The organism is Curtobacterium sp. PhB78 (genome assembly GCF_003751685.1).
Classification (GTDB): Bacteria; Actinomycetota; Actinomycetes; order Actinomycetales; family Microbacteriaceae; genus Curtobacterium.
Map to the genome: position 1 here is coordinate 560677 of NZ_RKIA01000002.1, position 25011 is coordinate 585687.

General features: G+C 71.4%; 22 protein-coding genes. 14 read left to right on the forward strand and 8 right to left on the reverse strand.

Going from position 1 to position 25011, the window contains the following annotated elements:
- From EDF53_RS06370 to EDF53_RS06380, 3 genes are all read right to left on the reverse strand, one after another.
- On the reverse strand, positions 1–1128 hold the full coding sequence (locus EDF53_RS06370; RefSeq protein ID WP_185020964.1) for a DUF475 domain-containing protein: 1128 nt from the start codon (positions 1126–1128) through the stop codon (positions 1–3).
- A 165-nt stretch (positions 1129–1293) separates the two neighbouring features.
- Positions 1294–2862, reverse strand: coding sequence for a UDP-N-acetylglucosamine 1-carboxyvinyltransferase (locus tag EDF53_RS06375; protein WP_173168527.1), 1569 nt, complete (start codon positions 2860–2862; stop codon positions 1294–1296).
- A gap of 107 nt (positions 2863–2969) precedes the next feature.
- Positions 2970–3917 (reverse strand): hypothetical protein, encoded by a 948-nt coding sequence (locus EDF53_RS06380; protein WP_123292752.1) that lies wholly within the window; start codon positions 3915–3917, stop codon positions 2970–2972.
- A gap of 127 nt (positions 3918–4044) precedes the next feature.
- On the opposite strand from EDF53_RS06380, the gene EDF53_RS06385 reads away from it, so the two are divergent.
- The 13 genes from EDF53_RS06385 (at position 4045) to csrA (ending at position 14598) form a co-directional block, all read left to right on the forward strand.
- Positions 4045–4326, forward strand: coding sequence for a flagellar FlbD family protein (locus EDF53_RS06385; protein ID WP_123292753.1), 282 nt, complete (start codon positions 4045–4047; stop codon positions 4324–4326).
- A gap of 1 nt (position 4327) precedes the next feature.
- The gene (locus EDF53_RS06390) at positions 4328–5152 is read left to right on the forward strand and encodes a motility protein A (protein ID WP_123292754.1); all 825 of its coding nucleotides are present in this window, start codon (positions 4328–4330) and stop codon (positions 5150–5152) included.
- Between the two features lie 2 nt (positions 5153–5154).
- Positions 5155–6084 carry a flagellar motor protein MotB gene (locus EDF53_RS06395; protein ID WP_123292755.1) on the forward strand — a complete coding sequence of 310 codons (930 nt, stop codon included), beginning with the start codon at positions 5155–5157 and terminating at the stop codon, positions 6082–6084.
- 88 nt (positions 6085–6172) lie between these two features.
- Positions 6173–7051, forward strand: a complete 879-nt coding sequence (locus tag EDF53_RS06400; RefSeq protein ID WP_123292756.1) for a flagellar motor switch protein FliM — start codon at positions 6173–6175, stop codon at positions 7049–7051.
- Entirely contained in the window at positions 7051–7755 is a 705-nt protein-coding gene (gene fliN / locus EDF53_RS06405; RefSeq protein ID WP_123292757.1) for a flagellar motor switch protein FliN, read from the forward strand. The genes EDF53_RS06400 and fliN overlap by 1 nt, the downstream gene beginning before the upstream one ends.
- A 7-nt stretch (positions 7756–7762) precedes the next feature.
- A complete protein-coding gene (locus EDF53_RS06410) occupies positions 7763–8302 on the forward strand; it encodes a flagellar biosynthetic protein FliO (protein ID WP_123292758.1) in 540 nt (179 codons plus the stop codon).
- On the forward strand, positions 8299–9117 hold the full coding sequence (gene fliP, locus EDF53_RS06415) for a flagellar type III secretion system pore protein FliP (protein ID WP_123292759.1): 819 nt from the start codon (positions 8299–8301) through the stop codon (positions 9115–9117). The genes EDF53_RS06410 and fliP overlap by 4 nt, the downstream gene beginning before the upstream one ends.
- A gap of 9 nt (positions 9118–9126) precedes the next feature.
- Positions 9127–9402 (forward strand): flagellar biosynthesis protein FliQ, encoded by a 276-nt coding sequence (gene fliQ, locus EDF53_RS06420; protein WP_111084131.1) that lies wholly within the window; start codon positions 9127–9129, stop codon positions 9400–9402.
- On the forward strand, positions 9402–10160 hold the full coding sequence (locus EDF53_RS06425) for a flagellar biosynthetic protein FliR (protein WP_123292760.1): 759 nt from the start codon (positions 9402–9404) through the stop codon (positions 10158–10160). The genes fliQ and EDF53_RS06425 overlap by 1 nt, the downstream gene beginning before the upstream one ends.
- A gap of 6 nt (positions 10161–10166) precedes the next feature.
- Positions 10167–11360, forward strand: a complete 1194-nt coding sequence (locus tag EDF53_RS06430) for a flagellar biosynthesis protein FlhB (RefSeq protein ID WP_123292761.1) — start codon at positions 10167–10169, stop codon at positions 11358–11360.
- A complete protein-coding gene (locus EDF53_RS06435; protein WP_123292762.1) occupies positions 11357–13411 on the forward strand; it encodes a flagellar biosynthesis protein FlhA in 2055 nt (684 codons plus the stop codon). Before EDF53_RS06430 ends, EDF53_RS06435 begins: the two co-directional genes overlap by 4 nt.
- On the forward strand, positions 13386–14318 hold the full coding sequence (locus EDF53_RS06440; protein ID WP_123292763.1) for a hypothetical protein: 933 nt from the start codon (positions 13386–13388) through the stop codon (positions 14316–14318). The genes EDF53_RS06435 and EDF53_RS06440 overlap by 26 nt, the downstream gene beginning before the upstream one ends.
- Positions 14319–14322: 4 nt before the next feature.
- On the forward strand, positions 14323–14598 hold the full coding sequence (csrA, locus tag EDF53_RS06445; protein WP_123292764.1) for a carbon storage regulator CsrA: 276 nt from the start codon (positions 14323–14325) through the stop codon (positions 14596–14598).
- 22 nt (positions 14599–14620) lie between these two features.
- Here the strand turns inward: csrA and EDF53_RS06450 are convergent, their stop codons facing one another.
- Positions 14621–16756 (reverse strand): acyl-CoA dehydrogenase, encoded by a 2136-nt coding sequence (locus tag EDF53_RS06450; RefSeq protein WP_123292765.1) that lies wholly within the window; start codon positions 16754–16756, stop codon positions 14621–14623.
- A 215-nt stretch (positions 16757–16971) separates the two neighbouring features.
- On the opposite strand from EDF53_RS06450, the gene EDF53_RS06455 reads away from it, so the two are divergent.
- The gene (locus tag EDF53_RS06455; RefSeq protein WP_123292872.1) at positions 16972–18435 is read left to right on the forward strand and encodes a peptide MFS transporter; all 1464 of its coding nucleotides are present in this window, start codon (positions 16972–16974) and stop codon (positions 18433–18435) included.
- Positions 18436–18616: 181 nt separating this feature from the next.
- Here EDF53_RS06455 and EDF53_RS06460 read toward each other — a convergent pair whose 3' ends face one another.
- The 4 genes from EDF53_RS06460 to EDF53_RS06475 all read right to left on the reverse strand — a co-directional run bounded on the left by EDF53_RS06460 (position 18617) and on the right by EDF53_RS06475 (position 24985).
- Positions 18617–18916: a hypothetical protein gene (locus EDF53_RS06460; protein WP_123292766.1), complete on the reverse strand. Its 300-nt coding sequence runs from the start codon at positions 18914–18916 to the stop codon at positions 18617–18619.
- Between the two features lie 392 nt (positions 18917–19308).
- Positions 19309–22674 (reverse strand): ATP-binding protein, encoded by a 3366-nt coding sequence (locus tag EDF53_RS06465; protein ID WP_123292767.1) that lies wholly within the window; start codon positions 22672–22674, stop codon positions 19309–19311.
- A complete protein-coding gene (locus EDF53_RS06470) occupies positions 22671–23459 on the reverse strand; it encodes a DUF4194 domain-containing protein (RefSeq protein ID WP_123292768.1) in 789 nt (262 codons plus the stop codon). The genes EDF53_RS06465 and EDF53_RS06470 overlap by 4 nt, the downstream gene beginning before the upstream one ends.
- Positions 23456–24985, reverse strand: coding sequence for a DUF3375 family protein (locus EDF53_RS06475; RefSeq protein WP_123292769.1), 1530 nt, complete (start codon positions 24983–24985; stop codon positions 23456–23458). Before EDF53_RS06475 ends, EDF53_RS06470 begins: the two co-directional genes overlap by 4 nt.
- Positions 24986–25011: the final 26 nt, after the last annotated feature.

Here is a 25011-nt window from a genome sequence, read left to right on the forward strand (position 1 = left end):
TCACGGAGCGAGACCGCTGCTGCTGCGCGACCTCGCGGACCCCCGCGCCACCCGACGCCACCACGCCCGCCACGGCAACGAGCTCGCGAGCGCCGAACCGATCACCACGCTGCCGAACCAGGCGACGACGACCCCGGGGATCGGCACGAGCAGGCTCGCCCACAGCAGCACCGCGAGCACCCCGAGCACGTACGCCGCCCCGGCCTTCAGGTACCGCAGCCGCTTCAGCCCCGCGGCCTCGTCCAGCCGCGAGGTCAACCGCGCCAGGAACACGGCACCGACGCCGATCGCCGCCACCGCGACCGCCGCCTGTTCGAGCGCTCCGAGGCCGTCGGCGCCGAGGGTCCCGGACCCGGACAGGCTGTACACGCCGTCCAGGATCTCGAACAGCATGAAGACCACGAGCCCCCGCTCGAACACGACGGTCGACGCGTAGGCGTGGATCCGCCAGGCACCCCGCCCGACCCCGATCGACGCGGTGTCCGAGCCGACCCCGTCGAGCGCCCAGGCGGCGACGCGCTTCGACCCGAGGTACGCGGCGATGCCCGCCGCACCGCCGAGCACGACCGGCAGCAGGGCACCCAGCGACCACGCGCGGTCGACGCCGACGAGGACGGCCGTGACGGCGACCCCCGTCGCAGCGGTGACCAGGGACCAGACGCGAGGACGCGCGACGGCGGCGAGCCGGGCCTCCAGGCGGCCCAGCCAGGACCTGCGCGACGCACGGTCGGTGTTGAACAGGTACTCGGCGAACACGAGCCAGATGAAGGCGGCGCCGAAGGCGGCGAGGGCGGGGCGCACCTCGGCGAGGTGCGCCGAGAACGAGCCGGGGGCGAAGACGGCTTCCTGCACGGAGCTCGCGGGGTCGGTCGCGTCGCCGACCGCGACCGCCGCCGGCGGCAGGAGCAGCCGCATCGCGAGGACGCCCGCGACGATCCCGAGCGACAGGAACAGCCGTCGGGCGGGGGAGTGCAGCCGTCCGGCGATGCCGGCCATCGGCACCGACGAGTCGGCGGCCATCGCGATCTCGAGGAGCGCGAGCGCGACGAACGCCAGCGCGGCGGCGGGGCCGAGGACGAACCAGGCCGCCGCGGCGGCCGCGACGGTGATGAACAGGGGGACGGTCAAGAGCGATCTCGTGGCCATCACCCCATCCAGCACTGGTCGCCTGGGTGGGTGGTGGAGCGCTCCTGCGCATCAGCCTGGAGGCACGGGTCGATCCGCGCAGAACGGGTGACGGCCCGTCCCCACTTGCGGGGACGGGCCGTCGGGTCACGCGGGCAGGCGGTCGCTTCAGTCGTGGAACGTCTCGATGGACGCGCCGAGGGAGTTCAGGCGCTCCTGCAGCTGCTCGTAGCCGCGGGCGATGATGCCCACGTTGCGCAGGACGCTCTCGCCCTTCGCCGCGAGCATCGCCAGCAGGATGACCACCGCGGGGCGGAGGGCCGGCGGGCAGCTGATCTCGGCACCGGAGAAGTGCGTCGGACCGGTGACGTCGAGGCGGTGCGGGTCGCGCAGGGTGACGCTCGCGCCGAGACGGGTCAGGTCGAGCAGGTGGATCGCCCGGCCCTCGTAGACCCAGTCGTGCACGAGCGTGGTGCCCTCGGCCATCGCGGCGATGACGACGAAGAACGGCAGGTTGTCGATGTTCAGCCCGGGGAACGGCATCGCGTGGATCTTGTCGATCGGTGCGTGCAGCTCGGACGGGTGCACGGTGATGTCCACCAGACGGGTGCGGCCGTTCGCGGCCGGGTACTCGTCGGTGACGTCGAAGCGCAGGCCCATCTCGGCCAGGGTCGCGAGCTCGATCTCGAGGAACTCGATCGGCGCCCGGGTGACGGTCAGCGTGGAGTCGGTGACGATGCCGGCGGTCAGCAGGCTCATGGCCTCGACCGGGTCCTCGCTCGGCCAGTAGTCCACGACCTCGTCGATGCGGCTCTTGCCGGTGATGCGGAGCGTCGTGGTGCCGATGCCCTCGACCTGCACCCCGAGCAGCTCGAGGAAGAAGCAGAGGTCCTGCACCATGTAGTTGGGGCTGGCGTTGCGGATGACGGTCTCGCCGTCGCGGGCGGCCGCGGCGAGGATCGCGTTCTCGGTGACGGTGTCGCCGCGCTCGGTGAGGACGACGGACTTCGCGGGGACGTCCTGGTTCGCGACGCCGACCTCGTACCAGCCGGAGGTCGCCTCGACGTCGACGCCGAAGGGGCGCAGCGCGATGAGGTGCGGCTCGACCGTGCGGGTGCCGAGGTCGCAGCCACCGGCGTAGGGGAGCCGGAAGGACTCGTACCGGCCGCTGAGCGGGCCGAGGAACATCAGGACGCTGCGTGTGCGGCGGGCGGCGTCGGCGTCGATCGCGTCGAGGTGCAGGTCGGACGGTGCGACGATCTCGAGGGTCTCGCCGTCCTCGGACCACGTGACGCTCGCGCCGAGGCTGCGGAGCACGTCGATGATCCGGTCGACCTCGACGATCCGGGCGACCTTGTGCAGGCGGGTGACGCCGCGGTTGAGCAGCGAGGCGCAGAGCAGCGCAACGGCGGCGTTCTTGCTCGAGTTGACGGCGATGGACCCGCTGAGCTTCCGCCCGCCCTGCACGCGCAGGTGGGCACGCTGCGGGGCGCCGCCGATCGAGACGATCTGCTGGTCGAGGGCATCGCTGATGCGGGTGAGCATCTCGAGGGACAGGTTCTGCCCGCCCTGTTCGATGCGGTTGATCGCGCTCTGGCTGGTGCCGACGCGTTCGGCGAGTTGCGCCTGGGTCATGCTGCGGCCCTTGCGGGCGCCCCGGATGAGGGCACCGACCTCGCGGAGCGGGGCGGCGGATGCCGGGGTGGCCGGCGAGACGACGGTGGTGGTGTCGGACATGGCGCCAACGTAACACGCTCATGAGATAAAACGACTGGGGAACGACACCCGTTGCGCGTCCCGAGGTCTCGAATACGTCACAGCTGAGAGTTCGGGGGACGAGATGGTCAGTCGTGTCGTCGCCAGACCCCGGAGTTCCCGGGCCGCGACCACGCCGCCCACGTGCCGGTCCCGAGTTCGTGGTCGGTGAGCCAGTAGGCCGAGTCCGGCGTCCAGCCGGCCACGACGCTCGCACGGTCGTCGTCGACCTTGACCGCGTCCCCCGAGGTGCGGAACCACCCCGCGACGGTGAGGTGGACGAGGTCGTACTCGGCGGCCACCCCGGACCAGTCGGGCAGCACCCAGGTGCCCTGCCGTCCGGTCGCCAGCCGCCAGTCGTTCCGTCGGGTGGTCGTGGTCACGTCGAGCGGCCAACGACGGCACAGCGCGGCCCAGTCGTCGGGGCCGTCGACGGTGAACACGCGAGCAGCGGGGTCGATCGGTGTGGACAGCGCACGAGCGTGCTCCTGGCCGAAGGAGTCCTCCACCGCCCACAGTGCAAGGGGACCGGCGGACGGGAAGGGAGCCCGGGTCGTCTGCAGGAGCGGCCACGGCGGCGTGGTCCACCACACGCCGCTCGTCACGCCGGGACTGCCCGCAGCGACCTCGTCGCGCAGCTGCTGCGCCCAGTCGTGGAGCGCTTGCCCGGTGCTCGGGCGGCGCGGCTGGTCGTCGTCGTCGTCGAACACGACGGTCCACGCTCCGCCCTGCGGCTCGGCGAGCTGTCGGACGACCGGACTGTCCACCGCCCAGCGCGCGATCCGCGTCAGCGCCGGCCGCAACTCGGGACGGCTGAGCAGCGCGTCCGTGGCATCCGGGGGCTGCCACCAGAGCGCGCTCTCGGCAGTCGACTCGAGTGCCACCACGACGCTGTCCTCGCTGAGGACCGGCAGGGGCACGGCGGCGAGCGCGCTCGCCACGGCGTCGGGGTCGTCCGGTTGCTGCACCCCGTTGACGAGCTCGAAGCAGAACCGGCGCCCCCGCGGGTGGTCGAGCAGGTCCGCTGCGGTGATCACCAGTCAAGGCTAGTGACCGCTGCTAACGCCCCGGCCCCACCCGCCGATAGACCTCCGTGCAGGCCCACGGACGGGCAGCATCCCGCCCCACGGACGGCGGCGGGACGATCGAGAACCAGGACGGGCCATGATCGTCGTCACACGACTCAACGACAGCGCATTCGCTGTCAACCCCGACCTCGTGGAGCGCATCCACGAGACGCCGGACACGACGCTCATCATGGTCGACGGGGCGAAGTACATCGTCCGCGAGTCCATGGCCGACGTCATCGACCTGATCGCCGCGTACCGCGCCCGCATCGTCGGCATGGCCTACGGCACCGACCTGCCGACCGCGCGGAACGCCACCGGCCCCCAGCCGACGCTCGCCGCGGTCGCACCCCTCCGCACGCAGGACGGGGGACGCTGACGTGGACATCGCAACGATCGTCGGCATCCTGCTCGCCTTCGGCGCCCTGTTCGGCATGGTCGAGATGGAGCACGTCGAGCTCGCCGGGCTGTTCCTGCCCGCGCCGATGCTGCTCGTGTTCGGTGCCACCATCGGCTGCGGGATCGCGAGCACCACGCTGAAGGACGCCATCGCGAGCTTCAAAGCCGTCCCGAAGGCGTTCACCGGCAAGGTCACGCCGCCACAGTCGGTCATCGACGACGTCGTGGGCCTGGCGGAGACGGCTCGGTCGAACGGTCTGCTCGCCCTCGAGCAGGAGGCCGACAAGCACGACGACCCGTTCATGAAGAAGGCGTTGCAGAACATCGCGGACGGCACCGACGGCGACGAGCTGCGGATCCTGCTCGAGGACGAGATCGAGTCGAACGCGGCCCCCACGCGCAGTGCGAGTGCGTTCTTCATGGGGCTCGGCGGCTTCGCTCCGACGGTCGGCATCATCGGCACCGTGGTGTCCCTGACCCACGTGCTCGCGAACCTCGGCAAGCCCGACGAGCTCGGTCCCCTCATCGCGAGTGCGTTCGTCGCGACCCTGTGGGGCCTGCTCACCGCGAACTTCATGTGGCTGCCGATCGGCGGCAAGCTCCGGAAGCTCGCACAGCTCGAGTCGGACCGCCAGACGCTCCTGATGGAGGGGCTGCTCGCGGTCCAGGCAGGCAGCCAGCCGCGCCTGCTCGGTGAACGCCTCAAGGCGATGGTGCCGCCGGCAGCGCGCACCGACACCTCGAAGAGCAAGGCCGGCAAGAACAAGCAGGACGCCGACGCCGACGACCAGCAGCTGGCGGCCTGACGATGAGCGCGAACCCCCGTGGCCGTGGCCGCGGTCGTGCGAAGAAGGGCCACGACGACGCCGAGCACCCCGACGAGCGCTGGATGGCCTCGTACATGGACATGATCACGGTGCTGATGTGCATGTTCCTGGTGCTGTTCGCCATGTCGACGGTCGACCAGGAGAAGTACATCGCCCTGAAGAACTCCCTGGCGACCGGCTTCGGCGAGGTGAAGTCGCAGAAGGTCGACACCGCCAGCGGCACGGTGGTGACGAAGGACCAGGTCGAGGACGGCTCCGGGTACTCGACCGACAAGTCGCAGGCCGACCACTCGACGGCGTCGTCCGGCACGAAGGACACCAACGTCGACCCCGCGTCGACCGTCGTGCCGGTGACCGCGACGAAGCAGGACCTCGCCGACGCCCAGAAGGAGCTCGACGACCTCACCGCGATCGAGCAGGCGATCAAGCAGAACCTCGCGAAGGCCGGCCAGACCGCGAACGTGCAGTTCACGGTCGACGCCCGTGGCCTGATCGTCCGGCTCGTCGGCAGTGAGACCTACTTCGGCACGAACAGCGCGGACCTGTCCGACCAGGCGAGGTCGATCATGGACGCGATCGCCCCGGTCCTGAAGACGAGCCACCACGACGTCAGCGTCGAGGGGCACGCCGACCAGCGGAACTCGACGGCACCGTACGCCACCAACTGGGAGCTCAGCGCGGCCCGGGCGACGGGGGTGCTGCGCGACCTCGTCGAGCGTGGCGGGATGCCGGGCGACCACGTGCAGAGCGTCGGCTTCGGGTCGAGCCGGCCGCTCGCGAAGGGCGGGACCGACCAGGACCTCGCCCTGAACCGACGGGTCGACATCGTGGTCCTGTCGAACGCCGACCAGGACGTCAGCGCACTGATGCCGGCACTGGCGAAGGCGCAGGACGGAGCACGCCAGGGCTGACGCACGGCCGACGGGGCTGGAGACCCCGCATCCCCAGTACGGGGTACAGCACTGACGGGTGCCGCACAGGCGACCGATAGACGCACCCGTGACCGAGACCCTGCCAGCGCCCGAGGTGTACGACTTCGCGCGCCCGTCGACGCTCGCCCGCGAGCACGCCCGGGTCCTCGAGCTCGCGTTCGAGACCTTCGCGCGGCAGTGGGGCACGCAGCTCACCGCGAAGGTGCGCGCCGTGAGCCAGGTCACCTGCGAGCAGGTGCAGATGGTGACGTACGACGAGTACGCCGCCTCGCTGCCCGCGCTCACCGGCATGGTGCTGCTGCCGATCGCGGACGTCGTCCCGAAGGGCGTCCTGCAGGTCCCGCTCGACGCCGCGCTGACCTGGGTCTCGCACGCCCTCGGCGCCTCGAAGCCGCTGCCGACCCCGGAGCGCACCTTCACGCCCATCGAGCAGGCCCTCGTGCGCAAGATCGTCGAGGACGCCCTCGACGACCTCCGCTACTCGTTCGGCGGGTTGCTCGCGCACGACGTCACGGCTGGTGGCTTCCAGTTCAACTCGCAGTTCGCCCAGGCCGCCCAGAAGGGCGACCTGATGATCGTCGCGGCGTTCTCGATCCGCGTCGGCGACCGCGTCGCCCCCGGCACGCTCGCGTTGCCGGCCGAGGCCGTGCTGCCGCAGCTCGGCGAGGCCGCCGCGCACGTGTCGCCCGCCGACGCCCAGGCCCTGCTCGACGCGCAGCTCGCAGGCGTCCCCGTCGGCGTCAGCCTGCGCTTCGCCCCGGCGACGGTCCTGCCCACGCAGGTGCTCCGGCTCGCCGTCGGCGACGTCCTGCCGCTGCCGCACCCGCAGCACCGCCCCCTCACCATCGCGGTCGACGGTGAACCCGTCGGCACCGCCGCGGTCGGCGCGAACGGCTCGCGCCTCGCCGGCATCGTCGTCACCACCACGAGCACGGAGCAGCACTGATGACCGAAACGACCACCCTCCAGACCACCGCGGCCGAGTCGCTCGCGGCGCAGCTCCCGACGGCCGTCCCGCTGGGTGCGCTGCTGCTGCCGGGAGGCGCGACCCCGGTCGTGCTCGAAGCGGCGACCGACGCCGTGGTCGCGTCGTTCGTCGGCGGCCTGTCGGCCGATCTGGCCCTCGTGCTCACCGACCTCGAGGCCGTCATCGCTGCCGGCGGCACCGACCACGGGATCGTGGCCGTCACCGACGTGCTGCGTCCGTCGCTCGAGGCCGCCGCGTCGGTGCTCGGCGTCGGCGTCCTCGGCGAGGCGAGCCGCGAGTCGGCGGCCGCGCTGCTGGCCGACCCCGACACGGTGGTGTTCGAGCTGACCGCCGGTGGTGTCCCGAGCGGCTGGTTCGGCATCCGGGTGCGCGAGCACGGCACGGTCTCGGCCGCCGCGCCCGTCGGGGTGCCCGCCGGCAACCTCGGCCGCATCAACAACGTCGAGATGACCCTGACCGTGGAGATCGGTCGCACCCGCATGTCGGTCCGCGACGTGCTCGGCATGGAGCCCGGCGCGGTCGTCGAACTCGACCGGAGCGCCGGTGCGCCCGCCGACGTCCTGCTGAACGGTCGCCTCATCGCGCACGGCGAGGTCGTCGTCGTCGACCAGGACTACGCCGTCCGGATCACCCGCATCCTCGACGTCGCCGAATCCCTCTGAGCCCCGCGTGGACACCCTCCTCATCACGCTCCGCGTCGCGCTGTCGCTCGGCGTCGTGCTCGCCCTCATGTGGGTGCTGCACCGTGCCAGCAAGAAGCGCTTCGCCGGCAAGACCTCCGGGCGCCGTGCGGCGACCGTCGAGGTCGTCGGTCGCCAGGGCCTCGGCGGCAAGGCGAGCGTCGTGGTGGTGGACGTCGAGGGGGAGCGTCTGGTGCTCGGGGTCTCCGAGCAGGGCGTCAGCCTGTTGAGGAGCGGGCAGGCGCCCGTTCCGGAGCTCACCATCGTGACCGGACCCGTGCAGCTGCCCGTGCGTCCCGCCCCGTCGGCCGACGTGTTCGGTCAGGAACTGGCGCTGCAGGCGGACGCCCCCACGGGCCTCCCGTCCGACCGAACGGAAGCGACGGCGCAGCCCCTCCCGATGCGCCCGCGCAACCGTCGTCCGCAGCGCACCACGGTGCCGACCGCGCAGCAGCTGCAGGGCTCGATCCTGTCGGTCGACACCTGGCGGCAGGCGGCCGCCGCCCTGCGGAACCGGCGCGCCGGGTGACCGCGGTCCGCACCGGACGCACCGCCGCCCTCGTCCTGCTCGGGCTGGCGGTCGTCGCCGGCTTCCTCATGCTCACCGCGACCGGTGCCCACGCCGCCGGCGTCGTCGAACCGACCGCCCCCGCGACGCCGACCGCTCCCGCGAACGGCGACTTCAGCGTCAGCGTGAACGGCCCGGACGGCACCCCGTCGTCGGCCGTCGTGACGCTCATCGGCATCACGCTGCTCAGCGTCGCCCCGGCGCTCATGCTCATGATGACGTCGTTCACGAAGATCTTCGTCGTCCTCGCGATGACGCGGAACGCCCTGGGGCTGCAGTCGATCCCGCCGAACCAGGTGATCGCGGGCCTGGCGCTGTTCCTGTCGCTGTTCGTGATGGCCCCGGTGCTCGGGCACATCAACGACGATGCCCTGCAGCCCTACCTGTCCGGCCACCTCGACTTCAACCAGGCCGTCGAGATCGGCACGAAACCCTTGCGGACCTTCATGCTGCACCAGACCCGTGACGAGGACGTCGCCCTGATCACCCGCGCGGCGGGGCTCGACAACCCGAAGTCGATGGCCGACGTGCCGATGACGACCGTCATCCCGGCGTTCATCATCTCGGAGCTCCGCAGCGCGTTCATCATCGGGTTCGTCATCTTCATCCCGTTCCTGGTGATCGACCTCGTCGTCTCGGCGGCACTCATGTCGATGGGCATGATGATGCTCCCGCCGGTCATGATCTCGCTGCCCTTCAAGATCCTGCTCTTCGTCCTGGTCGACGGCTGGGGCCTCATCATCACGTCGCTCATCGAGAGCTACCACGTTGTCTAGGGGGCAGGCATGAACCAGCAGGCCGTCATCGACCTGGTCCTCCAGGCGCTCCTGGTCGCGGGCAAGCTCGCCGCTCCGGTGCTCGTCACGTCGCTCGTCGTCGGGTTCGCGATCTCGCTGTTCCAGTCCGTGACCCAGATCCAGGAGGTCACGCTCTCGTTCGTGCCGAAGGCGGTCGCCGTCGCGATCGCCCTGGTCGTCTGCGGCAACTGGATGATCTCGGAGATGGTGGCGTTCACGCACGTCGCCTTCGACATGATCCCGAAGCTCCTCGGCAGCGGCTGATGGAGCTCGCGATCAACGCCGACCGTCTGGAGGCGACCATGCTCGCCGGCGTCCGGCTCGTCGCGTTCTTCATCATCGCGCCGCCGTTCTCGTACCGGGCGTTCCCCGGCACCGTGAAGGTGATCCTCGGGCTCGGCCTGGCGATCGGCGTCGCCCCGCGCGTCGCCGTCGGCTACGAGTCGCTCGACACCGGGCCCTTCCTGCTCGCGCTGCTCACCCAGCTCGTCGTCGGGCTGTCGCTCGGCTTCCTGGTGTTCCTGGTGTTCGCCGCGGTGCAGTCCGCCGGTGCGCTCATCGACCTGTTCGGCGGGTTCACGCTCGCGCAGGCGTTCGACCCGCAGTCGCAGGTCAACGGCGCCCAGTTCACCCGGCTGTTCCAGATGGCGGCGCTCGCGCTCCTGTTCACCTCGGGCGGGTACCAGCTCATCGTCGGTGGGCTCGTGCGCTCCTTCGATGCCGTGCCGCTCACCGGCAGCTTCGCGGTCGACGGTCTGGCCCACCTGCTCGTGGCGGCGATGTCGCAGATGTTCCTGGCGACGCTGCAGATCGCCGGACCGCTGGTGGTCGTGCTGTTCCTGGCGGACGTCGGCCTCGGGCTGCTCACCCGCGTCGCACCGGCCCTCAACGCGTTCCAGATGGGGTTCCCGATCAAGATCGGGCTGACCGTCCTGTTCGCCGGAGCGCTCTTCATGGCCCTGCCCTCGGTGGTGTCGTCGCTGACCGGCGACGCCGTCCAGGCGATCACGGGACGGGGGTGAGGCGCCGTGTCCGACAGCGGTGAGAAGTCCGAGAAGGCCACCCAGAAGCGCATGCAGGAGGTCCACCGGAAGGGCCAGCTCGGCCGGTCCCAGGACCTCGGTGCGTGGATCGGCATCGCCGTCGTCGCCCTCATGGTGCCGTCGATGATCGGCAACGCGGCAGCCGCAGGCACGGCACAGCTCGTCGCCGTGCAGTCCGTCATCGCGAACCCGACGATCGGCACCATGAACCACGTGTTCGGCGACGCGATGGCCAGCGTCGGCGCGACCCTCGGCCCGATGCTCGCGGTGGTGCTCGTCGCCGTCACCGCGGCCGCCGTCGCGCAGGGCGGGGTGCACATCCGCAAGCTCGCGCCCGAGGCGTCGCACTTCGACCCCATCGCGGGCCTGAAGCGCGTGTTCGGCGTCCAGGCGCTCTGGAACGGGGCGAAGGCGCTGCTGAAGACCACCGTCGTCGGCCTCGTGCTCTGGTTCGCCGTGCAGGGCCTGATGCCCGTGCTCATGACCAGCGGCTCGCTGCCGTTGTCCGCCGTGCTCGAGGCCGCAGCGGACGGCGCGGGCACCCTGCTCCGCGCCGCGATCGCCGCCGGGCTCGTCCTCGCCGCGATCGACGTGCTCGTGGTCATCCGCCGCAACCGCAAGCGCACCATGATGACCAAGCGCGAGGTCAAGGACGAGCAGAAGAAGAGCGACGGCGACCCGCTCGTCAAGGGTCAGCGCCGCTCCCGCCAGCTCGCGATGAGCCGCAACCGGATGATCCAGGCGGTCGGCACCGCTGACGTCGTCATGACGAACCCGACCCACTACGCCGTCGCGCTCAAGTACGAGCCGGGCAAGGCCGCACCGCGGGTGGTCGCGAAGGGCGCCGGGCCCGTCGCCGACGTCATCCGTGCCCGGGCGGAGGAGGACCGTGTGCCGATCGTGCGCGACGTCCCGCTCACCCGAGCGCTGCACGCCGCGTGCGAGCTCGGGCACGAGATCCCCGTCGACCTGTACACGCCGGTCGCCCGGGTGCTGTCGTTCGTGATGGCCCTGAAGGCCCGCGGTGCAGCGGCCGGCACCCACGCACCACCGAGGCCGACCACGCCCGACGAGGTGGCGAGCGTCATCGACCCGGCCACGTTGACCGGTGACCTCCGCCCCCGCAAGCTCCGCGCACCGCGCATCGCCGAGACCCCGACCGAAGGACTCCCCGCATGAACCGCAAGGACCTGCCGAAGCTCGTCGTCCCGGTGTTCATCGTCGGCATCATCCTGCTGCTGATCCTGCCGGTGCCGTCGTTCCTGCTCGACTTCCTGATCATCATCAACATCCTGCTGGCGTTGGTGATCCTGCTCACGACGCTGTTCGTGAAGAAGCCGCTCGACTTCTCGGTGTTCCCGTCGCTGCTGCTCGTCGCGACGCTGTTCCGCCTCGGCCTGAACGTGGCGTCGACCCGGCTCGTGCTCGGCGAGGGCTTCGCCGGCGACGTCATCCAGGCGTTCGGCCACGTCGCCGTGTCCGGATCGATCATCATCGGCGCGGTGATCTTCCTGATCCTCATCGTCATCCAGTTCGTCGTCGTGACGAAGGGTGCCGAGCGCGTCGCCGAGGTCGGAGCACGGTTCACCCTCGACGCCATGCCCGGCAAGCAGATGGCGATCGACGCCGACCTGAACGCGGGGCTCATCACCGACCAGCAGGCGAAGGACCGCCGCGCCGCGGTCTCCGCCGAGGCCGACTTCTACGGCGCGATGGACGGCGCCTCGAAGTTCGTCAAGGGCGACGCGATCGCCGGCATCCTGATCATCATCATCAACCTGATCGGCGGTATCGCGATCGGCATGCTGCAGAACGGGCTCTCCGCCACCGACGCCCTGTCGAAGTACGGCATCCTGACGATCGGCGACGGCCTCGTCACGCAGATCCCGGCCCTGCTCATGGCGGTCTCCACCGGCATGATCGTCACGCGCTCGGGCGCGGAGTCCGAGATGGGTGCGTCGGCCGCCACCCAGCTCTCGCAGTCGCGCAACGCCCTGATGATCGCCGGCGTCGCCGCGATCGCGATGGGGTTCATCCCCGGCATGCCGATCCTGCCCTTCCTGCTCGTCGGTGCGACCCTGCTGTTCACCGCGTGGCGCATCGGCCGGAACGCCGCGAACGCCGAGTCGGCCGCCGCCGAGCAGCAGGCCCTCGAAGCCGCCGCTCCCTCCGGCGACACCCCCGAGGACCTCATCGAGCAGATGCGCGTGCACGCCCTCGAGATCCTGCTGGCGCCCGACCTGGTCGACATGGTGTCCGGCGCCTCCGACGACCTGCTCGGCCGGGTCCGTGCCCTCCGTCGCAAGATCGCGGTCGACATGGGCATCGTCGTGCCGCCGGTCCGCACCCGCGACAGCATCGACCTGCCGCCGTCGACCTACGCCATCCGGATCGCCGGCGTCGAGGCCGGCCGCGGCACCGCCCCGGCGCGCAGCGTCCTGGCGCTCGGCGACCACCTCGACGGGCTGCCGGGCACCTCGACGGTCGAGCCGGTGTTCGGCCTGACCGGCAAGTGGGTGCCCGCCGAACTCCGGCACGCCGCCGAGATGACCGGCGCCACCGTGATCGACCGGGTGTCCGTGCTCGTCACGCACCTGCAGGCCGTCATCGGTGACAACGCCGCTCGCCTGCTCACCCGCGAGGACGTCAAGGTCCTGACCGAGGGCGTCAAGCAGGTCAACCCCGCCGCGGTCGAGGAACTCGTGCCGGGCATGCTCTCGATGGCCGAACTCCAGCGCGTGCTGCAGGGCCTGCTCGCCGAACGCGTGCCGATCAACGACCTCGGGCGGATCTGCGAGGCGCTGACCCTGCGCGCCAAGGCCTCCACCGACCCCGAGGGGCTGGTCGAGGCCGCCCGCGCCGCACTCGGCCCCGCCCTCGCCGCCCGGTACACCGACCAGGGCACCCTGCGGGTCATCATGATCGACCCGCTGCTCGAGCAGTCGATGCTCGAGGGGCTGCGGCCATCCGAACAGGGCAGCCAGATCGTCCTCGACGCCCACCGCATCGAGCAGGTCCTGGGCTCCGTCCGCGATGCCGTGCGCAGCATCGAGGACCAGGGCCTGTCCGCCGTCCTGGTCTGCGCCCCGCAGCTCCGCCCGGCCGTGCACCGCATGGTCGCCGCCCAGTCGAACGGGCTCCCGGTGCTGTCGTACCAGGAGGCCACCGCCGCGGGCTCCACCATCGAGACCGTGGGAGTGGTCCGTGCCGCCGACCCGATTGCAGCGTAACGGCGCAACGCTCGACGAGGTCCGCGACGCCGTCCGGACCGAGTTCGGCGCGGGCGCGAGGATCGTCGCCGCCGAGCGGGTCACCACGCCGGGCATCGGCGGGCTGTTCCGCAAGGCCCACGTCGAGGCCACCGTCGAGGTGCCGGAACCGGGGGAGACCCCGACGGCACGCGTCGTGATCGCCGACTCACCCGTCCAGCGGATCGGCATCGCGGCGCTGCTCGCCGACGCCGACGCGGCCGAGGCCCGCATCGCACGCGGTGACGGCACCCAGGCCACGCGTGCCGACGCGTTCGCGTCGGTGCTCGACGGCTTCGTGGCGGACGGGATCACGGGGAGCGCCCCGCGCCCGACGCGCGCCCTGCCCGGAGCGGACGGACCTGCGGACGTCGACCCGCGCCTCCAGGCCGTCACCGACACCCTGCCAGGAGGCCCGGCCACCGCCCCCGACGTCGCGCCCGGCCGGCGCGCGGCCCGGCCCACCGCGCCTGCCGCGCGGTCTGCTGTCCCGGCAGTGCGGTCGGCTGACGGTGACCTGGTCCTGTTGGTCGGCCGGGCGAACGACGTCGACGCCGCGGCCGGGCTGTTCGCCGTCCGGCACGCGCTGCGGCCGACGGACGCCGCCGACCGGCGGTCGGCGATCCTCGCCCGCGCCGACGGCGTGCGCGACGGCCACGCGGTGCTCGCCGTCGCCGCGTGGGACGACCGCGCGACCGGCGAAGGGATCGAGGCCGACCAGGTCTGGGTGGTCGTCGACGTCGGACGGAAGCCCGAGGACACTGCGGCCATGGTGTCCGCGGTGGCCGCACGGCTGCCGGTGGCCGGTGTCGTCGCGATCGGCGCGGGGGAGACCGCCACGCCGGAGTCCGTCGACCTGCTGGGGGTCCCCGTCCTGTCGCTAGGCTGAGCGGGTGCTGGTACTCACGCGGAAGGTCGGCGAGCGGATCCTCGTCGGTGACGACATCGTCATCACGGTCCTCGACGCCCGGGGTGACGGCGTCCGGATCGGCATCGACGCACCACGCGGGGTGAAGATCCAGCGTGAAGAGGTCGTGCGGGCGGTCGCCGAGGCGAACGCCGAGGCCGCTGCGGCTGCCGGCGCGACCGGTGCCTCCGGCGACGACGCCGAGGCGCGGCTGCGCGCCGCGCTCGGCGGGTCCGCCCAGCCGACGGACCCGACCGAGTAGTCGCTGGCGCCGGAGCTCGTCGCTAGCGCCTGGGCTTCTTCTCCTGTTCAGGGAGTCGTCCGGCTGCCGCCTCGGCGGCGAACCACGCACGGGCCTCGTCCTGGCGCGCCTGCTCCTCGCCGAGAGCGATCGGCGCCCGCACGTGGCCGGGCTCGTAGCCGAAGGTCTCGATGAGCTGCGGGACCACCGGACGGAGCCGCGCCACGAGCCGGTCGATCGACGCCGACACCGCACGGGCACGCTGCGCGCTCAGACGCCCGTGCACCAGGTACCAGTCGAGGTGCTGCTCGAGCAGCCCGAGCGCGAACAGGTCGCGCAGCCACACGAGCACCCGGCGGGTGTCGCCCTCGGGGACCGCGTCGAGCCCCTCGGTGAAGGCGTCCCACTGCATGAGTTCCGCGTGGGCGCGCGCGGCCTCGATCAGCTCGTGCTGCGACCGGTTCAGGAGCACGGCCTGGCGGGCGCGGTCCTTGCCGGCGGTGTTCAGCCGGAGCCCGATCTCGGTGACCATGGTGTCCACGCGGCCGGCGAGCAGCGCGCGCTGCGTGGCGGGGTCGTGCAGGTCCGTGACGCTCGCGGCGAGCGACCCGCGGTCGGCGACGGTCTGGCCCAGGCGGCGGAGGCCCGAGGCGTCCGCGAGCTTCGCGCCCACCTGCGACGCGACGAACTTGGCGGTCGACGCGGCGTCGCGCGGCGCGCGCTTCCGGAAGTCGGTGAGCAGCCGCTTGCCGACGAGCTGCAGCAGGACGGTGTTGTCGCCCTCGAACGTCACGTAGACGTCGAGGTCGGCGCGCAGGCTCGTCAGGCGGTTCTCGGCGAGGAAGCCCGCGCCGCCGCAGGCCTCACGGCACTCCTGCAGGGTGTCGAGGGCGGACCACGTCGACAGCGACTTGAACGCGGCGGCCTGGGTCTCCAGGTCCTCGCGGCGCTCCGGGGTGTCGGCTCGCCCGCTGAACACGTCGTCGAAGGTGCGGAGCAGCTGCTCGTGCGCGAACGACTGCGCGAACACCGTCGCCAGACGGGGGATGAGTCGGCGCTGGTGCCGGCCGTAGTCGAGCAGGACGCCCTCGACACCGCCCGCCGTCGGGAACTGCCGGCGCTGCATCGCGTACGTCAGGGCGATCTGCAGCCCGATCTTCTGGGCGACGACCGCGGCACCGTCGAGCGACACGCGGCCCTGTACCAGGGTGCCGAGCATCGTGAAGAAGCGGCGTCCGGGCGAGTCGATCGGCGAGCTGTAGGTGCCGTCCTCGGCGACGTCGCCGTAGCGGTTCAGCAGGTTCGTGCGGGGGACGCGGACGTGGTCGAAGTGCAGCCGGCCGTTGTCGATGCCGTTCAGGCCACCCTTGACACCGTCGTCCTCGCCGCCGACGCCCGGCAGGAACGCGCCGTCGTCGTCACGGAGCGGCACGTAGAACGCGTGCACGCCGTGGTCGACGCCCTGGGTGACGAGCTTCGCGAAGACGACGGCCGCCTTGCCGTGCAGGGCCGCGTTGCCGATGTAGTCCTTCCACGCCCCGCGAAACGGCGTGTGCACGACGAACTCCTGCGTGGCGGGGTCGTAGGTCGCCGACGTGGCGATGTTCTGCACGTCCGAACCGTGGCCGGTCTCGGTCATGGCGAAGCAGCCGGGAACGTCGAACCCTATGATGCCGGGCAGGAACTCCTCGTGGTTCCGTGCGGTCCCGAGGTGGTGCACCGCGGAGCCGAACAGGCCCCACTGCACGCCGGCCTTGATCTGCAACGACGGGTCGGCGGTGGTGATCTCCTCGAACGCCGCCAGGTTGCCGCCGTGGTTGTCCTGACCGCCGAGCTCGGGCGGGTACGGGCGCTGGATGGCTCCGGCGTCGACCAGGATCTGCAGCTGCTCGAACGCGCGGGCACGGTGCTCGATGGTGCCGAGTCCCTCGGTCTTGTGCAGTGCGGGGTCGAGCACGAGGCGGCGGGAGATCCGGCGGTCCTCGGCCCAGCGGCCGAGCAGGAGGGTCTCGACCATGTCGACGTCGATGCGGATGTCGGTGGGCTTGCCCGCGTTGTCGCTCGTGTGCTTGCTCGTGTTCTTGCCCGAGTTCTCGCTGGCGTTCGTGCCCGGGTTCACGCCGGCGTCGTGCTTCGCCGTGGGCGTGCCGGTGTGCTGCGCGGATGCGGTGTCGACCATGGTCGGAGTCCTCCTGAACTGCGGTGTCCGGTGTTGCGCTCCCCACGCTAGACACCGCCGCCGGGAGCCGGCGGAACGCCGTGCAGGCCGCACAACGCTGCCCGGCACGGACCGACCACGATGGTGGGAACCCTCCAACTGCACGCGTCGATCGATTTGATGAGCACCCATCAACGATTGTGCGCGCCACCGGCGCGCGGGGCAGACTGGCCGACATGTCAGGCTCCACCACGGGACACGATCCCAAGCCCAAACGCACCTTCTTCGGACAGCCGTTCGAGCTGTCGACGCCCTTCGCGGTGGAGCTCTGGGAGCGCTTCTCGTTCTACGGCATGCAGGGCATCGTCCTGATCTACATGTACTACACGGTCACGCAGGGCGGCCTGGGGATCGACAAGGGCATCGCGACCGGGATCATGGGCGCGTACGGCGGCGCCGTGTACCTGTTCACGATCATCGGCGCGTGGATCGCCGACCGGCTGCTCGGTGCCGACCGCACACTGTTCGGCAGCGCGATCGTCGTCATGCTCGGCCACATCGCCCTGGCGCTCATCCCCGGGGTGGCCGGCGTGGGCGTCGGGCTCGTGCTCATCGCGCTCGGGTCCGGCGGACTCAAGGCAACCGCCACGACGATCGTCGGTGGGCTCTACAGCCGCGACGACCCCCGCCGTGACGCCGGGTTCTCGCTGTACTACCTCGGCGTCAACCTCGGTGCGTTCTTCGGGCCGCTCCTGACCGGCCTGCTGCAGAGCTCGCTCGGCTTCCACTACGGCTTCGGGCTCGCCGCCGTCGGCATGGCAGCCGGCCTGGTCCAGTACGCCATCCGTCGGAAGAACCTGCCCGATACGGTCCGCCACGTCACGAACCCCGTCGACCGCCGACGCCTGCCGCTGATCGGCGTCGGGGTCGTCGTCGCCCTGGTCGTGATCGCGGTCGCCGTCCTGACCGGGCTGCTGAACGTCGGCAACCTGCCCACCGTGGTCGTCGCGATCGTGATCCTCGCCACGATCGGGTACTTCGTCGTCATCCTGACGAGCGGCATCACGGCGCAGGAGCGCTCGCGGGTGTTCGCGTTCATCCCGCTCTTCATCGGCAGCGCCGTGTTCTGGTCGCTCTACCAGCAGCAGTTCACCGTCGTCACGGTCTACTCCGACGAGCGACTGAACCGCTCGCTGTTCGGGTGGGAGATGCCGGTCTCGTGGGTGCAGTCGATCAACCCGGTCTTCATCATCGTGCTGTCCGGGGTCTTCGCGGCGCTCTGGACCAAGCTCGGCGACCGACAGCCGTCCACCCCGACGAAGTTCGGCCTGGGCACCGGCATCATGGGCGTCGCGTTCCTGCTGTTCCTGCCCTTCGTCGGCTCGGGCCAGAACGGCACGCCGCTGCTCGCCCTGGTCGGCATCCTGCTCGTCTTCACGCTCGCCGAGCTGCTGCTGTCACCCGTCGGGCAGTCCGTCGCCACGAAGCTCGCGCCGCCGAAGTTCCAGACGCAGATGGTCGCGCTGTTCTTCCTGTCCGTGTCGCTCGGCACCGCCGTCACCGGGGTGCTGTCGCAGTACTACGACCCGGCGAACGAGGCGCCGTACTTCGCCGTGCTCGGTCTCGTCGCCGTCGCGGTCGGCGTGGTCCTGCTCGTCCTGGCCAAGCCGGTCCTGAAGCTCATGCGCGGTATCCGCTGATCCGTCGCGGCATCCGCTAACCTGAGGGAAGCCACACGGCCGAAGCAACCAAGGAGTCACCCCATGCTCGAACTCATCGCCGGCATCATCATCGGCATCGGCGTCCTCGGTGGTGTGGGCTGCTGCATGGCGGTCGCCGCCATGATGAAGAGCGGCTCCGAAGAGTACTGAGCCCGCTGGGCTACTCGCCGCTGCCGGTCGTGATCGGCACCAACTGACGACTCAGGACGGTCGCGCGCTCGAAGGGGCCGCGGCCGTCCTTCGTGTACACGGGCTCCTCGAACGCGACGGTCCACGACAGCGGTTCGCCGACGCCGGGGTAGCCGACGATCTGGTTGCCGCCAGGAGCCACGATCACACCGATCGGCTCGTCGGCCCACCGCTCACCGCCCTCCGCGGAGTCGATGACCTGCACGAGCGCACCGATGCCGAGGCCGGGGGCGTCGTCGGGGCGGGGCTTGGGGGAGCGGCGTCCGAACACGCCATCACCGTAGCGTGCTCGCCGATCAACCCGCTCCGTCCCGCGCGCTGGTCAGCTCGCTCCGTCCCGCGCGCTGGTCAGCTCGCTCCGTCCCGCGCGCTGGTCAGCCCGTTCCACCCAGCACGCCGAGGTTCCACGACCTGCCGCGTGCGTGCCGCCGAGGTTCCACGGATGCCCGAGTGAGCGCCCGAGGTTCCGAGATCTCGGAACCTGACGAGCTCGGACGCGTCGGGACATGACGGGGACGGCGGGGACGGCGGGGCGACGCCGAGGTTCCACGACATGCCGCGTGCGTGCCGCAGAGGTTCCACAGATGCCCGCGGGGGCGCCCGAAGTTCCGAGATTTTGGAACCTCGGGGCGCCACGCCCGCCCAGGCCCGCCCCCGCCTGGGTCAGGCGTCGGCGGGGACCCGGGCGATCTCGGTGATGGACGAGTGACCGGTCTCGGGGTGCTTGCGCATCGAGAGCAGCCGCTCCATCGAGGGCTCGAGCGCCGTGACCTTGTCGAGCGGCGCACTCACCACCAGCTGGAACCCGAGCCGCAGCCACGCGGTGACCGCACGACCGGCGAACTCCGAGTCCGCCTTGATGAACGCCTCGTCGAGGAACACCGGGGCGAACCGGGGGCGTGGACGGGTCTCGTCGCCGAGCTGGTAGCGGAGCGCCGCACCGACGATGAACGCCACGAGCTCCTGCGTCTCACCACCGGACTTGTCACCGAGCGACGAGTACACACCGAGGTCGTTGCCCGACGTGTCGTAGCGGACCGCCGTGATCTCCATGTGCCGCCGGACGTCGAGCACGGCGTCGCGCTGCGTGGTGCGGCCACGCGCGGCGTCGGGGTCGGGGCGGATGACGGCCATGAAGCGCCGGAGCCGGCGGAACCGGGTCTCGAGCACGTCGTCGGTCAGCTCGGCGTCGACCGAGGCGGACAGGGCGCGGAGCTCGCGGCGGAACGCGGTGACGTCCTCGCGGGTGACCCGCCGGATCTGGATCTTCAGGCGGTCGCGGTTGGCGCCGAACGGCAGGTCCCGCAGGATCTCGTTGACGGGTTCGAGGCGCTCCTCGATCTCGACGACGGCCCGGTCGAAGGCGCCGGCGAGCGGCACGAGGTCCTCGCCGCTCCACTGCGACAGCCGCCGACGCCACTCGGTGCGACGTGCGTGCAGGCCGGTCGCGACGATCTGGTCGAGGATGGCGTGGTAGTCCGGGTACGACGCGACGCCGGTGCCGAGGTTCGGGTCCGGCCAGGCGTCCTGGTAGCGCTGGAACGTGAGGGTCAACGACGTCGAGGCCGCTGCGGCACCGTCGAGTGCCTGCGACAGCCGCTCCTCGAGGCGTCGTCGGAGCCGTCGGGTGGCGTCGTCGAAACTGTCCACACCGTCCGGCGCCCCGACCTCGGCGAACGTCTCGGCGAGGAGTCGCGACTGCTCGTCGTCGGGCAACGACTCGGGGGTGTCGTCGAAACGCGACAGGATCTCGGCGGCGGCGTCCTGGCCGTCGACGAGCACGGCGTGCCGCTCCTCGAGGCGCTGCACGGAGAGCCGCGCGGCGGAGCGGCGGTCGGCCGTCTCGTCGAGCGACTTCCGCAGGCGGGCGACCGAGGCGCGCAGGGTCCTGAGGCCGTCGTCGGCGGCGAGCAGCGCCTGCCGTTCCTCGTCGAGGCGTGCCAGCGAGGTCTCGACGCCCTGGACGTCGATGGCGTCCCAGGTCACGTCGACGACGTGCTGGTGCGCGGCGCGGAGGACGTCGAGCGCGGTGAGGTCCTGCGCGACGTCGGTGCGACGGGCCTCGAGCGTGGCGAGGTCCTGCGCGATCGAGGCGAGTTCCTGCTCGACGGCGGCGACACGGGCCTCGTTCGTGAAGCCGATGACGTTCGCCTGGCGGCGGTCACCGTGCGCACCACGCCGGCCGTCGCGGAGCTGGCCGGACTCGGTCACGCGCCGGCCACCGCCACCGAGCTCCGAGGCGTCGGTGACGCAACGGGCGTCGGTGCGGTCCGACTCGATCCGCTCGCGCACCCAGGTGCTGAACGGCGAGTGCTTGATCGCGAGCTTGCCGGAGACCATCGCGGGATCGCCGTCGAGGTCCAGGTGCGGTCCGGTCGGCACGCCCTCGAACTGCACGCGGACGGGCAGGCGGAGTGCGTCGATCGCCTCACTGAACGCACCGAGGCGGTCCTGGTCGACCAGCAGGGTGCGGGCGACGGGGGCCAGTACGGACTCGATGGCCGTGCGCCAGCGCTCTTCGCCGGGCTGCACGTCGAGCAGTTCGGCGACGAACGGCAGGTCGGCGGGGTCGATGCCGGCGGCCCGGGCCATCGCGAGCCGGGCCTCGTGCATCGGCAGGGGCATCGCGCCCTGACGGTGCTCGAGCGACTGCCGCTCCTGCCGCAGCGAGCGCTCCCGGTCGAGCAGCGGGTACTCCTCGCGCGTCAAGGCGTCGCGGCGGTCGTCCAACGACGAGCGCGAAGCAGCGTAGGAACCGAGGAACTCGTGCGAGCTGCGCTGCGCGGCAGTGAAGTCGGCCTCGGTCGCGACGGACGTGCCGAGCACCGCTGTGCGCTCGTCGAACGTCGCCCGGGTCCGCACCACCGCGTCGCGCTCACGGGTGAGTCGCTCGATGCGGTCCTCGAGCTGGGCGAGCGCGTTGCCGCCCTGGTCGCGCAGCCGCGCTTCGGCGTCGCGCAGCTCGATCTCCACGGCGGCGTGCCGGGCCTCGGCGGCGGCGACCTCGGCGCGGGACGCCGTGCGCTCCCGGCCGTTGCGGTCCACCTCGGCGTCGAGCAGTTCCCGCTTCCGCGAAGCCGTCCAGTGCGCGAACGGGGAGACCTCGGCGCCGGTGGCGATGCCGTCCAGGGCCTCGGCCGCGGCCTTCGACCGTTCGATCTCGTCGTGCAGGTCGGTGATGGGGGAGAGGATGCGGACCTTGCGCTCCTCGGTGTCCATCGCCTCGTACGCCTCGTCGAGCGCGGAGAAGTGCGCGAGGGCGCGGTCGGCGGCCTCGTAGGTGCCCGGGGTCTCGAGCACGAGCGACTTGTACAGCGCGTCGACCGTCGGCAGGTGCTGCCCGGCCTGGATGCGCGCGAGCAGGCGCATCGCCCGGTTCCCGCCGCCGGAGTCGCCGATGCCGAGCCGGGTCTGCAGCGTGTACGCAAGCTCCTGGTAGGTGTCGCGGATCACCAGCCCCGGTACACGACCGGTCAGCTCGAGGTGGTGGAAGCGGGTCGGCACGAACTCCTCGAGCCGACGCAGGTCGAAGGTGTCGTCGACCGTCGCCATGGTCATCTGGATGTCGCCGACGCCGCGCGCACGCTTCGGCACGATGTACGCCCGCAGCACCGTGAAGCGCCGCTCGTCGTCGTTCCGGAACGTGACCGCGGCCGCGCCCCAGGTGGTCTGGTCGTCGCCGCGCAGGTTGACGTCGCGCAGGGCACCGGACTCGGGATCGCGGCGGGTGTCGACCTTGCCCCGCAGGTACGTGAGCAGGTTGCGCTGGTCGGCGCTCCGCGCGCGCCCGGTGGTGGCATCGTTCGAGGCGCCGTTGAACGGCACGTCGGACGGCATCATCACGGCCAGGTACGCGTCCATCAGCGTGGACTTGCCGGTGCCGGACGCGCCGGAGATGAGCGTCGCGGTGCCGGACAGCTCGACCTGCCGGTGGCCGTGGAACCCGCCCCAGTTGACGACCTGCATCGACTCGGCGCGCCACTGCGCGACCGTGTCGAACAGCGCGGGGATCTGGAAGGTGTCGGTCATGCTTCCGTCTCGCCGTCGTCGTCGGTGTCGGTCTCGGTTTCGCCGTCTGCCGGGAGGCCCGTGGCAGCTCCGTCGGTCGGCTCGCCGCCCTGGTCGGCCGGGTCCTCCTGCGCGGTGGTGGTCCGCAGCCACGTGTCCAGTTCCAGCAAGCGCTCCAGGGGGAGCAACACCTCGACGACGCTCGCCACCCGGAAGCGGTCCGGGTCCGAGGTGCGGATGAGGATGCGCGCCGTGACGAGGCGTTCGACGGCCTTCGCCACCCGGCCCTCGTCGCGCGTGCGGTCGGTCGCGGTCGCCGGTCGGAAGCCGGCGACGTGCCCGAGGATCTCCGCGCGGTCGACGACCACCTGGTCCGGACCCGGTCGGGCATCGGCGCGCAGGCGCATCCGCAGGTAGACGAGGACGATCGTCTCCTCCCGGGTGTACGGCAGGTCGCGCAGCAACGTGGGGAACGTGCGGCGCTGGCTCTCCGAACGGGCCTGGCGCTTCCATGCGACCTCGCGGTCACGGTCGACGTGGAGTTCGAGGAACAGGTCGTTCAGACGCGACCGCAGCTGGTACTCGGCGTCGAGGACGGCACGCCACTCGTCGGGGTGCGTGCGGGAGCTGACGTACGAGTGCCGGAGCAGCGCCACCAGCGCGCGTCGCTGGTGCTCGTCGAGCCGGCCCTCGTCGCCCTCGAAGAGGGCGAAGCTGGACTCGTCGCGTTCGTCGTCCTGCGCGACCGTTGCGGGGTCGTCGTACGGGACGGTCTCGTCGACCGGTGCCGGCGTCGTGTCGCTCACCGTGCCTCCTGTGCGTTGTCGTCGTGGGGATCGCCGACCGGCGCGTGCTCGGCAGCGAGCGCAGCGGTGGGCATGTGGAAGGTGACCGGGCTGCCGTCCGGACGCACTGTCCGGTGCTCCGCGACGTGCGCGGCGGACTCGAAGTCGTCGCGTCCGGTGAGCAGGTGGGCGAGCCCGAACAGCTCGACCGGTCGACGCTGTTCGGGCGGCAGCCCGTGGAAGGCGTCGACGCTCGAGTCGGCCTCGGCGAACCGGAGCGCGGCACGCAGCTCGGTCAGGAGCGGGCCGCCGTGCTTGCGGAGCATCTCGACGTCGAGGTCCTCGAAGACGTCGTCGTCGGGTTCCTCGATGGGTGGCGGCACCGACTCGGCGTCGGGGTCGTAGAAGCGCTCGCGCAGGGTGCCGACCTCGGCCGACGCCGGCAACAGCGGGAGCGGGATGCGGTCGCGCGCACCGCCCTGGTCCATCAGCGTCGCCAGGCCGCGGTTGATCGACCGGATGACGGCGTCGAGCTCACGGTCGCGGACCACGTCGTGGGCGACGATCTGGTCTCGCAGTGTCGCGGTGAGCTGACGCCGCTGGGCGAGGACGTCCTCGATGCCCTGGCGCAGGATCGTCACGGTGTTGCGGAACGCCCGACGCTCACCGGCTCCGAGGCCGTCGGCGAAGGAGTGGGACAGGATCGTCGCGATGTCGTCACGCAGGCGGAGCAGCAGGGCGTCGTCGCGCAGGAGCTCGAAGGCGCCCTCGAACGCGCGGCCCTCGGGCGTCGCCTGCATCAGGTTGTCGGTGCGCGCGAGGTAGTCGTCGAGGATCTCACCGATCGGGCGGACCTCTTGTCGGAAGTCCTCGACGATCGAGCGGTGCATCGTCGCGACGGCCTCTTCGACGCGCTTGAAGTCGCTCGGGAGCTGCCGGATCAGGTCGGAGATGTTCGTGTACCCGTCGCGCATCCGGTCGTCCTCGACGGTGACGACGTCGTCGCCGTGCTCCAGGCGCTCACGCTCGGCCCGCAGTTCGGCGATCTGGGCGTCGATGCGGCGGATCTGCACGTCGGGGTCCGGCTCTGCGCGGGCAGCCCAGCGGTGCACGGCGTCGACGATCATCGCGAGGCGGCTCTCGCTGATCAGTGCGCGGTCGGCCGACAGGGCGTCGACGAGGCTCAGGGCCTCGAGCGCGTGACTCGTCAGGGAGTACTGCTCGTCGCCGTCGGGGGAGTTGGAGCGGACCAGCCACTGTGCCGCCACCCATTCACGGCAGAGGGCACGGCCGTTCGGTCGGGGGTCCTGCTCGCTCTGCTCGTGCTGTTCGCTCGCGGGCACACGTGCACCCGATGCCTGCAGGCGGGCGACGTGCTCCTCGACCTGCAGGTGCATGCGGTCGGCGGGGACGTACTGGACGTCGCGGTCGAACACCGTGCGGAACACGGCGAGGACCGTCGCGCTCGTCGGGCGGGACATGAGGCGCAGGGTCGGACGGTCGAGGACCGCTCGGACCCGGGCGAACTCGAGGTCGACGTCGGTCATGCGCCCCTTCGTCCGATCGTGCTGGT